9 protein-coding genes and 1 pseudogene are annotated in these 12,180 nt (G+C 69.0%); 8 read left to right on the forward strand and 2 right to left on the reverse strand.

Annotated features, from left to right (window positions below; all coding sequences use genetic code 11):
• Positions 1–12: 12 nt before the first annotated feature.
• The 7 genes from ACWD5F_RS09375 to ACWD5F_RS09405 all read left to right on the forward strand — a co-directional run bounded on the left by ACWD5F_RS09375 (position 13) and on the right by ACWD5F_RS09405 (position 9,622).
• Positions 13–948 (forward strand): carbohydrate ABC transporter permease, encoded by a 936-nt coding sequence (locus ACWD5F_RS09375; RefSeq protein WP_451252654.1) that lies wholly within the window; start codon positions 13–15, stop codon positions 946–948.
• A 184-nt stretch (positions 949–1,132) separates the two neighbouring features.
• Positions 1,133–2,332 carry an ROK family transcriptional regulator gene (locus tag ACWD5F_RS09380; RefSeq protein ID WP_401721722.1) on the forward strand — a complete coding sequence of 400 codons (1,200 nt, stop codon included), beginning with the start codon at positions 1,133–1,135 and terminating at the stop codon, positions 2,330–2,332.
• A gap of 133 nt (positions 2,333–2,465) precedes the next feature.
• Positions 2,466–3,569 (forward strand): sugar ABC transporter substrate-binding protein, encoded by a 1,104-nt coding sequence (locus ACWD5F_RS09385; protein ID WP_451253176.1) that lies wholly within the window; start codon positions 2,466–2,468, stop codon positions 3,567–3,569.
• 203 nt (positions 3,570–3,772) lie between these two features.
• On the forward strand, positions 3,773–4,564 hold the full coding sequence (locus ACWD5F_RS09390) for an ATP-binding cassette domain-containing protein (protein WP_402346258.1): 792 nt from the start codon (positions 3,773–3,775) through the stop codon (positions 4,562–4,564).
• Entirely contained in the window at positions 4,561–5,853 is a 1,293-nt protein-coding gene (locus tag ACWD5F_RS09395; RefSeq protein WP_401721717.1) for a sugar ABC transporter permease, read from the forward strand. Before ACWD5F_RS09390 ends, ACWD5F_RS09395 begins: the two co-directional genes overlap by 4 nt.
• A 206-nt stretch (positions 5,854–6,059) precedes the next feature.
• Positions 6,060–7,979, forward strand: a complete 1,920-nt coding sequence (gene dxs / locus ACWD5F_RS09400; protein WP_451252657.1) for a 1-deoxy-D-xylulose-5-phosphate synthase — start codon at positions 6,060–6,062, stop codon at positions 7,977–7,979.
• Positions 7,980–8,119: 140 nt separating this feature from the next.
• Positions 8,120–9,622 (forward strand): amino acid permease, encoded by a 1,503-nt coding sequence (locus ACWD5F_RS09405; RefSeq protein WP_451252659.1) that lies wholly within the window; start codon positions 8,120–8,122, stop codon positions 9,620–9,622.
• Positions 9,623–9,626: 4 nt separating this feature from the next.
• On the opposite strand, the gene ACWD5F_RS09410 is transcribed toward ACWD5F_RS09405, so the two are convergent.
• Together ACWD5F_RS09410 and ACWD5F_RS09415 are read right to left on the reverse strand one after the other, a co-directional pair.
• Complete coding sequence (locus ACWD5F_RS09410; protein ID WP_451252661.1) at positions 9,627–10,001, reverse strand: NTP pyrophosphohydrolase; 375 nt, start codon at positions 9,999–10,001, stop codon at positions 9,627–9,629.
• 42 nt (positions 10,002–10,043) lie between these two features.
• Positions 10,044–10,952, reverse strand: a pseudogene (locus tag ACWD5F_RS09415) (NAD(P)-dependent oxidoreductase); the annotation flags it as partial.
• A gap of 125 nt (positions 10,953–11,077) precedes the next feature.
• Here ACWD5F_RS09415 and ACWD5F_RS09420 point away from each other — a divergent pair.
• Positions 11,078–12,094 carry a hypothetical protein gene (locus tag ACWD5F_RS09420; protein WP_451252662.1) on the forward strand — a complete coding sequence of 339 codons (1,017 nt, stop codon included), beginning with the start codon at positions 11,078–11,080 and terminating at the stop codon, positions 12,092–12,094.
• Positions 12,095–12,180: the final 86 nt, after the last annotated feature.

Below are 12,180 nucleotides of genomic sequence, written 5' to 3' on the forward strand. Positions count from 1 at the left end.
GAAGAGACGACGATGAGCGCACCTCTCAAGGAGACGACCCCCGCGGGCGGCCCGGTCCCGCCCCGGCCCGCGGTCGGCAAGACCCCGGCGGCGCCCGGCGACCGGCGCGGCGAGGGCACCGTACTGAACGCCTTCTCGCACGGCTTCCTCGCCCTGTGGGGCCTGCTGATCGTGCTGCCGCTGCTGTGGCTCGTGCTGAGCTCCTTCAAGACCGACGCCCAGATCGGCGGCTCCGCCTTCGGCTGGCCGCAGCACTGGTCCTTCGACGTCTTCTCGCGGGCCTGGGACAAGGGCATCGGCGACTACTTCATCAACACAGTCATCGTTCTGGCGTTCTCCGTGCCGCTGACGATGCTGCTCGGCTCGATGGCCGCGTACGTGCTGGCGCGCTACGAGTTCTGGGGCAACCGCCTGCTGTACTACTTCTTCGTCGCGGGCGCGATGTTCCCCGTGTTCCTCGCCCTGGTCCCGCTGTTCTTCATGGTCAAACGGCTGGACATGCTGAACACGTACCAGGGTCTGATCCTGGTCTACGTCGCCTACTCGATGCCGTTCACGGTCTTCTTCATGCACGCCTTCTTCCGGACCCTGCCGACGGCGGTGCACGAGGCCGCGGTCCTGGACGGGGCCTCGCACACCCGGACGTTCTTCCAGGTCATGCTGCCCATGGCGAAGCCGGGCCTGATCAGCGTCGGCATCTTCAACACGCTGGGTCAGTGGAACCAGTTCATCCTGCCGACGGTCCTGATGCAGCCGCAGAAGGGCGGCGATCCGGAGCGCTACGTCCTCACCCAGGGCCTCATCCAGCTCCAGCAGCAACAGGGGTACGCCTCCGACCTGCCCGTGCTCTTCGCGGGCGTCACGATCGCCATGATCCCGATGCTGGTGGTCTACCTGTCCTTCCAGCGCCAGGTGCAGGCCGGCCTGACCTCTGCGACGCTGAAGTAGCACTCCGCACCCGACCGTGCGCGCGCCGCTCCCGGGTCGGGGGCGGCGCGCTCATATGTGCGGGCGCGGACCCCGATCCGGTTCAACCTCTTGACGGGAGGCAACCCGAACGGCTCAGCTTAGAGTTCACTAGTTGGACATAGACGGGGCCTCATCGAAGCGGTCCCGTGCGCAGGAGGTCGTCGTGGAGACTCCGGGGTCGCAGTCGTCACTGCACCGAGCCAACCTGGAACGGGTGGTACGGGCCGTCCGGCTGGCCGGGTCGCTCACGCAGGCGGAGATCGCCAGGACCACGGGCCTGTCGGCCGCCACGGTCTCCAACATCGTCCGGGAGTTGAAGGACGGCGGAACCGTCGAGGTCACACCCACCTCGGCCGGCGGACGCAGAGCCCGCAGCGTGTCCCTGAGCGGGGACGCCGGCATCGTGATCGGCGTCGACTTCGGGCACACGCATTTGCGCGTCGCGGTCGGGAACCTCGCCCACCAGGTGCTGGCCGAGGAGTCCGAGCCGCTGGACGTGGACGCCTCCTCGACGCAGGGCTTCGACCGGGCGGAAGAGCTGGTCAACCGCCTGATCGCGGCGACCGGCGTGGACCGCTCCAAGATCGCCGGGATCGGCCTCGGCGTACCCGGACCGATCGACGTCGAGTCCGGCACGCTGGGCTCCACGGCGATCCTGCCGGGCTGGACCGGCACCAAGCCCGCCGAGGAGCTGCGGGGGCGGCTCGGCGTGCCCGTGCACGTGGACAACGACGCCAATCTGGGTGCACTGGGCGAACTGGTCTGGGGCAGCGGCAGAGGCGTGCGTGATCTTGCATACATCAAGGTCGCGAGCGGTGTCGGGGCCGGACTGGTGATAGACGGGAAGATCTACCGCGGGCCGGGTGGAACTGCGGGAGAAATCGGACATATTACACTCGATGAATCCGGTCCCGTCTGCCGCTGCGGGAACCGGGGATGTCTGGAGACGTTCACGGCGGCGCGCTATGTCCTTCCGTTGCTCCAGTCGAGCCACGGCACCGACCTGACCATGGAGGGCGTCGTGCGCCTGGCCAGGGACGGAGACCCGGGCTGTCGTCGGGTGATCGCCGACGTCGGCCGACACATCGGCAGTGGAGTCGCCAATCTCTGCAATCTGCTGAACCCGAGCCGAGTGGTCCTTGGCGGTGATCTCGCCGAGGCCGGTGAGCTGGTGCTCGGCCCGATCAGGGAGTCTGTCGGCCGCTACGCGATCCCCAGCGCGGCACGGCAACTGTCCGTTCTCCCGGGGGCACTTGGAGGCCGTGCGGAGGTGCTCGGAGCACTCGCTCTCGCGCTCAGCGAGATGGGTGATTCGACCCTTTTGGACGGCTCGCTCGCTGCGGCGGCACCTGCCTTCACTTAGAGAACGGATGGCACCGTTGCCAACCCGTTAAGGATTTACTTCTTGACGTCGCACGTGCGGCCGAGTTGACTTCCAGCCACCTCGGCCGCAACGACGCGGCCTCGTCAGGGAGGTTTCTGAAGTGAACACGCGTATGCGTCGTGCCGCCTTTGCCGTCGCCGCCGGTGCGATGGCAGTTTCCCTCGCCGCCTGTGGCAGTGCGAAGGAATCCGGTGACAAGGCCGACTCTTCCAAGTCGGCCAGCAGCAACAAGGGCGACAACATCAAGGTCGGTCTGCTTCTCCCCGAGAACCAGACCGCGCGTTACGAGAAGTTCGACCGCCCCTTGATCGAGAAGAAGGTCAAGGAGCTCACGAACAACAAGGGCACGGTCGTCTACGCCAACGCGAAGCAGGACGCCACCACCCAGAACCAGCAGGTCGACACCATGATCACCAACAAGGTGGACGTGCTGATCGTCGACGCGGTGGACTCCGCGGCCATCAAGAGCTCGGTCCAGAAGGCCAAGGACGCCGGTATCCCGGTCGTCGCCTACGACCGTCTGGCCGAGGGTCCGATCAGCGCCTACACCTCGTTCGACAACGAGACCGTCGGCAAGACCCAGGGTGAGGCCCTCCTCACGGCGCTCGGCTCCAAGGCCAAGTCCGGCAAGATCGTCATGATGAACGGCGCGGTCACCGACCCGAACGCCGCCCTGTTCAAGAAGGGTGCTCACTCCGTCCTCGACGGCAAGGTGAACATCGGCAAGGAGTACGACACCAAGGACTGGAAGCCGGAGAACGCCAACGCCAACATGGAGGCGGCGATCTCGGCCCTGGGCAAGAAGAACATCATCGGCGTCTACTCCGCCAACGACGGCATGGCCGGCGGTATCATCACCGCCCTCAAGGCCGCCGGTCTCAACGTCCCGGTCACCGGCCAGGACGCGGAGCTCGCGGGTGTCCAGCGCATCGTCGCCGGCACGCAGTACATGAGCGTCTACAAGCCCTACCCCGAAGAGGCCAACACGGTCGCCGAGCTGGCCGTCGCCGTCGCGCAGGGCAAGGACCTCGCCTCGGTCGCGCCCGACAAGGTCGACAGCCCGTCGGACAAGGGCATCCCGTCCAAGATCATCGGCGTTGTCGCGCTGACCAAGGACAACATCAAGGACACCGTCATCAAGGACGGCATCTACACGGTGGGCGACATCTGCACCTCGGCGTACGCCGCGGACTGCAAGAAGATCGGTCTTGAGTAAGTAGCCGCAAGTCCCTTTCCAGGTAGGGGAATTCGCTCTTGAATTCCCCTACACGGCTCCCTCCAGGGGGAGACGGGGACCGCACCACCCGGACTCCTCCGGCGCCCCGCACCAACAGCCCCGCAAGCTAAGCGGGGCGCCGGACGGAACATTCCCCCCAAATTTTTCTGCACAACCTCCCGCCGGGTCAGGCGGCGAAGGAGATGGTTCACGTGTCCGCTACGCCCGTGCTGGCGTTGCGCGGGGTCTCGAAGCGATTCGGTGCCGTTCAGGCGCTCACCGATGTAGAGCTCGAGGTCCACGCCGGTGAGGTGGTCGCCCTGGTGGGCGACAACGGCGCCGGAAAGTCCACGCTGGTCAAGACGATCGCCGGCGTGCATCCCATCGATGAGGGCGTCATCGAATGGGAAGGCAAGGCCGTCCAGATCAACAGGCCGCACGACGCCCAGCACCTCGGTGTCGCGACGGTGTACCAGGACCTCGCGCTGTGCGACAACATCGACGTCGTCGGCAACCTCTACCTGGGCCGGGAGATCCGTAAGTTCACGATCCTGGACGAGGTCGAGATGGAGCGCCGCTCCCGCGAGCTCCTCGACACGCTGTCCATCCGCATCCCCAGCGTCCGCATCCCGATCGCCTCGCTCTCCGGCGGTCAGCGCCAGACCGTGGCGATCGCCCGCTCCATGCTCGGCGAGCCCAAGCTGGTCATCCTCGACGAGCCCACCGCCGCCCTCGGTGTCGAGCAGACCGCCCAGGTACTCGACCTCGTCGAGCGGCTGCGCGAGCGCGGTCTCGCCGTCCTGCTCATCAGCCACAACATGGCCGATGTGAAGGCGGTCGCGGACAAGGTCGCCGTCCTGCGGCTGGGCCGCAACAACGGCGTCTTCGAGGTCAAGTCGACCTCGCAGGAAGAGATCATCTCCGCCATCACCGGTGCCACGGACAACGCCGTGACCCGTCGTGCGGCGCGCAGCACTGGGGAGATCAAGAAGTGAGCATCGACAAGACGTCCCCGTCTCCCGAGGACCACGTCGTGGAGAACCCCGAGGCGGCGGCCGGTGCGGCCACCGTCGTCGACCCCCGGCTGCTGGTGCGCGAACAGGGCTTCGCGGGCTACCTCACCGAGTTCAAGCGGAAGATGAAGGCCGGTGACCTGGGCGCGATCCCGGTCGTCATCGGTCTGGCGATCATCTGGATCATCTTCCAGAGCCTCAACTCCAACTTCCTCACCGCGGGCAACCTGTCCGACATCTCCGTCGCCATGGTCGGCACGGGCATGATCGCCGTCGGCATCGTGTTCGTCCTGCTGCTCGGCGAGATCGACCTGTCGGTCGGCTCGGTCTCCGGTGTCGCGGGTGCCGCCTACGCGGTGCTCACCGTCACGCACGGCATGGCCGCGTGGCTCGCGCTGGTGCTGGCCATCCTCACCGGCACGGTCGCCGGTGCGCTGCACGGCTTCTTCTTCGCGAAGATCGGTGTCCCGGCGTTCGCCGTCACCCTGGCCGGTCTGCTCTTCTGGAACGGCTTCATGCTCCAGATCCTGGGCGACAGCGGCACGATCAACCTGGACAGCGAGGGCCTGGTGGCCAAGCTGACCGGTTACTACTTCACCGACGTGGCCGCCTCCTACGGTCTGGCCATCGCCGTCGTGGTGCTGTTCTTCGTCACCTCCTTCCTCGGCAACCGGCGCCGCGAGGCCGCCGGCGTGCCGTCGAGGCCGGTGAGCGAGACCATCCTGCGCACGGTGCTGCTGGCGATCGTGGCGTTCGCCGTCGCGGCCGTCTACAACCAGTACAAGGGCCTGCCGCTGGCCGTCGTGATCTTCGTCGGTGTGCTGCTGCTCACGGACTTCGTGCTCCGCCGCACCACCTACGGTCGCAAGATCTTCGCCCTCGGCGGCAGCGTCGAGGCCTCCCGGCGTGCCGGTATCAACGTGGACATGATCCGGATCTCGGTCTTCGCGATCTCCGGCACGTTCGCCGCGATCGGCGGTCTGTTCATCGCCTCGAAGATCGCCTCCGCCAACCAGGGCGCCGGCGGCGGTGACCTCCTGATGAACGCGATCGCCGCGGCGGTCATCGGTGGTACGTCGCTGTTCGGTGGCCGTGGCCGCACCTGGAACGCCCTGCTGGGTGTCCTCGTGATCGTCTCGATCCAGTACGGCCTGGCCCTGGAGGGCATCGCCTCCCCGGTCCAGTACATGATCACCGGTGGCGTGCTGCTGGCGACCGTCGTCATCGACGCGGTCACCCGGAAGACGCAGAAGACGGCGGGACGCGCGTAACGGTCCCACCTGAGCACGACAATGCCCGGCACCCCGCAGGTGCCGGGCATTGTCGTGCGCCGGGAAAACCGGTCGGGTCATAGGTAAAGGTGTTCTTGGGTACAGCCGATCGCGTGACGTACGACGCACAGCCCGGGCGCGGTCCGCAAAGACGGAACATTAGACTCGACAAGCCCGGCGACAGCTTTTACTGCAAGGAGGCACGGGTGCCGCTGCTGACCCGCATCACGGGACCGCGCGATCTGGACCGGCTCAGCCTGGAGCAGCTGGACCAGCTGGCCGAGGAGATCCGGACCTTCCTGGTCGACGCGGTCTCCAAGACCGGCGGCCACCTCGGCCCCAACCTCGGGGTGGTCGAACTGACCCTCGCCCTGCACCGCGTCTTCGAGTCCCCGAAGGACCGGGTGCTGTGGGACACCGGGCACCAGTCCTACGTGCACAAGCTGCTCACCGGCCGCCAGGACTTCTCGAAGCTGAAGATGAAGGGCGGCCTCTCGGGCTACCCCTCGCAGGCCGAGTCCGAGCACGACGTCATCGAGAACAGCCACGCCTCCACCGTCCTCGGCTGGGCCGACGGCCTCGCGAAGGCCAACCAGATCCTCGAACGCGACGACCACGTGGTCGCCGTGATCGGTGACGGCGCGCTCACCGGCGGCATGGCCTGGGAGGCGCTGAACAACATCGCCGCCGCCAAGGACCGCCCCCTGGTGATCGTCGTCAACGACAACGAGCGGTCCTACGCACCGACCATCGGCGGCCTCGCGAACCACCTGGCGACCCTGCGGACCACCGACGGCTACGAGCGCTTCCTGGCCCGCGGCAAGGACCTCCTGGGCCGCACTCCGGTCGTCGGCAAGCCCCTCTACGAGACGCTGCACGGCGCGAAGAAGGGTCTGAAGGACTTCATCGCCCCGCAGGGCATGTTCGAGGACCTCGGCCTGAAGTACGTCGGCCCCATCGACGGCCACGACATCGAGGCCCTGGAGTCGGCGCTCGCCCGCGCCAAGCGCTTCGGCGGCCCGGTCATCGTGCACTGCCTCACCGAGAAGGGCCGCGGCTACCAGCCCGCCCTCCAGGACGAGGCCGACCGCTTCCACGGCATCGGCCCCATCCACCCCGACACCGGTCTGCCGATCAAGGCCTCCGGCGCCGACTGGACCTCCGTCTTCGGCGACGAGATGGTCGCGCTCGGCAAGGAGCGCGAGGACATCGTCGCGATCACCGCCGCGATGCTCCAGCCGGTCGGCCTGAAGAAGTTCGCGGACGCCTTCCCGGACCGGATCTACGACGTCGGCATCGCCGAGCAGCACGGCGCCGTCTCCGCGGCCGGCCTCGCCACCGGCGGGGTGCACCCCGTCTTCGCCGTCTACGCCACCTTCCTCAACCGCGCCTTCGACCAGGTCCTGATGGACGTGGCCCTGCACAAGTGCGGGGTGACCTTCGTCCTGGACCGGGCCGGCGTCACCGGCACCGACGGCGCCTCCCACAACGGCATGTGGGACATGTCGATCCTCCAGGTCGTCCCCGGCCTCCGGCTCGCCGCCCCGCGCGACGCCGACCAGGTCCGCGCCCAGCTGCGCGAGGCCGTCCAGGTCAAGGACGCGCCGACCGTGGTGCGCTTCTCCAAGGGCGCCGTCGGCCCCGCCGTCGCCGCCGTCGGACGCGTCGGCGGCATGGACGTACTGCGCGAGCCCGGCACCGACACGCCCGACGTGCTGCTGGTCTCCGTGGGCGCCCTCGCCCCCATGTGCCTGGAGATCGCCGGCCTCCTCGACCAGCAGGGCATCTCCACCACCGTCGTCGACCCGCGCTGGGTCAAACCGGTGGACGAGGCCATGGCCCCGCTCGCCGAGCGGCACCGCGTGGTCGTCACCGTCGAGGACAACAGCCGTGTCGGCGGCGTCGGTTCGGCGATCGCGCAGGCCCTGCGCGACGCGGGCGTCGACGTCCCGCTGCGCGACTTCGGCATCCCGCCGCGCTTCCTCGACCACGCCTCCCGCGCCGAGGTGATGGCGGAGATCGGCCTCACCGCACCCGACATCGCCCGCCAGGTCACCGGGCTGGTCTCCAAGCTGGACGGGCGCTACGACACCGCGGCCAGCGAGGTCGAACCCGCACGGGACTGACGTACACCGAGATGGGCCACTTTCCCCACCGGCAAGGGTGGTGAAAGTGGCCCATCCGCGTGAATCCGCTCGCGCCGGGGCATACGGACTACGCCCCCTCTCGATCATGTCGAGGACGACACAGCGTGGGAGGTACGCCCGTGAGCAACGCCCTCTTCAGAACGAAGAACATCGAGCAGTCCATCAAGGACACCGAGGATCCCGAACACTCACTCAGAAAGTCCCTGTCGGCACTGGATCTGACGGTGTTCGGCGTCGGGGTCATCATCGGCACCGGCATCTTCGTCCTCACCGGCACGGCCGCCAAGAACACCGCGGGACCCGCCGTCTCCCTCTCCTTCGTCGTCGCCGGAGTGGTCTGCGGCCTCGCCGCCCTCTGCTACGCCGAATTCGCCTCGACGGTCCCGGTCGCGGGCTCGGCGTACACCTTCTCGTACGCCTCGCTCGGTGAGTTCCCCGCCTGGATCATCGGCTGGGACCTGGTCCTCGAACTGGCCCTGGGAACGGCGGTGGTGGCCGTCGGCTGGTCCGGCTACATCGCCTCGCTGCTGGACAACGCGGGCTGGCACCTGCCCGAGGCGCTCAGCGGCCGGGACGGCGCCTCCGGGTTCGGCTTCGACATCCTCGCCGCCGCCCTGGTGCTGCTGCTGACCGCCATCCTCGTGGTCGGCATGAAGCTCTCCGCGCGGGTCACCACCGTCGTCGTCGCCATCAAGGTGGCCGTCGTCCTCGTCGTCATCATCGCCGGCGCCTTCTTCATCAAGAGCGGCAACTACGACCCGTTCATCCCCAAGGCGCAGGCCGTGGAGGCGGGCGGCAACCTTCAAGCGCCGCTGATCCAGCTGATGTTCGGCTGGGCGCCCTCCGACTTCGGTGTCATGGGCATCTTCACCGCAGCGTCCGTCGTCTTCTTCGCCTTCATCGGCTTCGACGTCGTGGCCACCGCCGCCGAGGAGACCCGCAACCCGCAGCGGGACGTGCCGCGCGGCATCATCGGCTCCCTGATCATCTGCACCACGCTCTACGTCGCCGTGTCGATCGTGGTCACCGGTATGCAGAAGTACAGCTCACTGTCGATCGACGCCCCGCTCGCCGACGCCTTCAAGTCCACCGGACACCCCTGGTTCGCGGGCCTGATCAGCTTCGGCGCGGCGGTGGGCCTGACGACCGTCTGCATGATCCTGCTCCTGGGCCAGTCCCGGGTGTTCTTCGCGATGAGCCGTGACGGACTGCTGCCGCGGTTCTTCTCGCACACCCACCCGAGGTTCCGCACCCCGTACCGGCCGACCATCCTGCTCGGCGTGGTCATCGCGATCGTGGCCGGCTTCACAAGCCTCAGCGAACTGGCCGAACTGGTGAACATCGGCACGCTCTTCGCCTTCATCATCGTCGCGGTCAGCGTCATCATCCTGCGCCGGACCCGCCCCGACCTGGAGCGCTCCTTCCGCACCCCGCTGGTGCCGGCCCTGCCGATCGTCTCGGTGCTCGCCTCGCTGTGGCTGATGCTCAACCTGCCCGCCGAGACCTGGCTCCGCTTCGCCATCTGGATGGCCATCGGCTTCGTCGTGTACTTCTTCTACGGCCGCACCCACAGCGGCCTCGCCAAGGCGGGCGCCCCTACTCGGGAGAGCACCGGGAAGTAGCCCGTCACGTCGGCCGGACCGTGCGCGGACCCGTGACCTGCGCGCCCAACTCCGTGACCCTGCGCCGCAGTTCACGGTCCGCGGTCACGACCAGCACGGTGCGGTCGCCGGCCCGCGCGACCAGGTCGACCATGTGGTCGTCACCGCTGCCCGGCGCCGACTCGACGTCGACGCCGGGCACGGACTCCACCCCGCGGGCCGAGCCCTCGACCACGAGGACGATCTCCACGGGACCGGTGTGGCCGGGGAGACCGTCCGCCGCGAGCCGGTCCCGCAGCCGTTCCGCGGCCCCCCGCCGGTCCCGCCACCAGCCGTCGGGCACCGACCCGACGACGTTGGCGGCGTCGACGATCAGGAGCAGGGGAGCGTTCTCGTCCATACGGCCAGGTTCGCACGGCCGCCGCTCACCGGGGGACCGCGCTCATTGCCCCGGCTTCTCCTCGAAGCTCGCGAAGTACGCCGCGGCCATGTCCTCGTCCGCGTGCCCCTGCGCCGCCGCCCGCTCCATGCGCTCGGCGCTCGCGGCGGCCACGTCCAGGCGTACGCCGTGCTGCCGGCCGGCCTCGACGATCAGCCGGGCGTCCTTGCCGGCGGTGACGACCGCGAACTGGGCCGGGGTCAGCCGCTCCTCCAGGATCATCGCCGCCTTCGCCTTGAGATAGCCCATGTCGAGCGGGCCCCCGGCGATGAGGTCGAAGAAGTGCTGCGGGTCGACGTCGAGGGCCTGCGAGAGGGCCAGCACCTCACCGGTCGCCGCCGTGGCCGCGAGCACCCAGCTGTTGGCCACCAGCTTCAGCCGGGTGGCGGTGCCGGCCGCACCGTCCTCGCCCGTCCACTGAGTACGCGCGCCTACCGCTTCGAAAACAGGCTCGACCAGCGCCCGTCCCTCGACGGGACCGGCCGCCAGCACGGTCAGCTGACCGGCCTCCGCGGGCTGTCGGGTGCCGAGCACGGGAGCGTCGTAGAAGACCAGTCCGTGCTCGTGGGCGAGCGCGGCCAGCTCCGTGACCCCGTCGAGTCCCGCGGTGGTCGACTGCACCCAGGCGACACCGGGGCGCAGCGCGGGAGCCGCCTCGCGGACGACGTCGAGGGTGCTGGGACCGTCGTAGAGCATGGTCAGGATCACATCGGCGCCCTCGACCGTCTCGGCGGGCGTGTCGGTGACCCGGACGCCGTCGGCGGCGAGCGGCTCGGCCTTGGCGCGGGTGCGGTTCCAGGCGCGGACGGTGTGCCCGGCGCGGGCGAGGTTGCGGGCCATCGCGGCCCCCATGATGCCCGTGCCCAGGACACCCACGGTGAGCTTGTCGGTCATGAGGTCGACTTCCTTCTCGTACGGCGTCTGCTGGGCACCAGCCTGCCTCCTCGGCGTCTGTCGCCCCCACCCGACCGGCCGTACGCGGGTGACCGGCCGGGGCCGGGCCGCGCGGAGCGGCGGGCGCCGCTTAGAGTGAACCGGTGAACGGCGACTGGTTCATACGCGGCCGCGACGGCCGGCTCAGTGTCTACCTGCCGACGGACGAGGCCCTCCTGTGCCGGGCGGAGCGCCTGCCGGGCGGCCCCTGGGCATCCGCGCAGAAGGTCGGCGGCGGCCAGAAGCTGACGGCGGTCCCCGCAGTCGGCCACGGCGCCAACGCCTATGCCCATCTGGTCTCCTGGCGGCCCACCGTCGCCGGCGAGGCCGGCCTGGTGCACTCCACCCACTACCGGCCCCGGCTCGCCGCTCTGGACTGGGTGCCGATCGGGCACCCGAACAAGAAGGGCGCCGTCACCGGTACGCCCGCCGTCGCGGTGGATGCCCATGGCCGCGCCCATGTCTTCGTGCGCAACCGGGGGCTCGGGGTGAGCATGCTCGGCCAGAAGGAGAAGGGCGGCTGGGGTCCCTGGCGCGACCTCAAGGGGAGCAGGGTCGAGGAGGACCTGGCGGCGGTGACGGGGGAGTCGGGGCTCGTCGAGCTGTACGCGGCCGTCCCCGGCGGCATCGTGCACTGGCGGCAGGAGAAGGCGGGCGCGACGCCCGTGCTGACCGAGGCCCTGGAGACCCCGGTGCGCCCGGGCAGCCTGTACGCCCTCGCCACCTCTCCCGAGAGCACCACGCTCTTCTACACCGACCAGTCGGGCGACCTGTGCGCCTGGCGCCCCGGCGGCAAGCCGGCCGCGCTGCTGTCCTCCGCCGGACCCGGCCGGGTCTGTGCCGTGCGCTGCGAACTCGACGGCCACGACTGCACGTTGATCGCCCAGCGCTCGACGAGCGGACGGGTCGCCTTCGCCGCCTACCCGACCGAACTGGAGTCGGCGGGCGCCTGGTGGACCGAGTCGGGACCCCAACTCCCCGCGGACGCCGAGGTGTCGCTCGCGGTGGACGAGGAGGACCGGGTGGTGGCGGCGACGCTGTCCCCGTCGACGGGACAGCTGCTGCTCACCCGCCGCAAGGACGAACCGGGCCTCGCGCTCGAGGCATGGCGAGCGGTGTGAGCCCCTCCGCTTAGTGGCTCTCGGTAACAGGGGACACACAACGTGCGTCGAGGGTTGTACGAATACTGACGTGACAAGGCGCACTT

Source organism: Streptomyces sp. NPDC002499, from assembly GCF_053595415.1.

Bases quoted from the DNA above. Each gene is read 5' to 3' on its own strand.
- ACWD5F_RS09375 (WP_451252654.1), top strand. From the start codon at position 13: ATGAGCGCACCTCTCAAGGAGACGACCCCCGCGGGCGGCCCGGTCCCG.
- ACWD5F_RS09385 (WP_451253176.1), top strand. From the start codon at position 2,466: ATGCGTCGTGCCGCCTTTGCCGTCGCCGCCGGTGCGATGGCAGTTTCC.
- ACWD5F_RS09390 (WP_402346258.1), top strand. From the start codon at position 3,773: ATGGTTCACGTGTCCGCTACGCCCGTGCTGGCGTTGCGCGGGGTCTCG.
- ACWD5F_RS09410 (WP_451252661.1), bottom strand. From the start codon at position 10,001: ATGGACGAGAACGCTCCCCTGCTCCTGATCGTCGACGCCGCCAACGTC.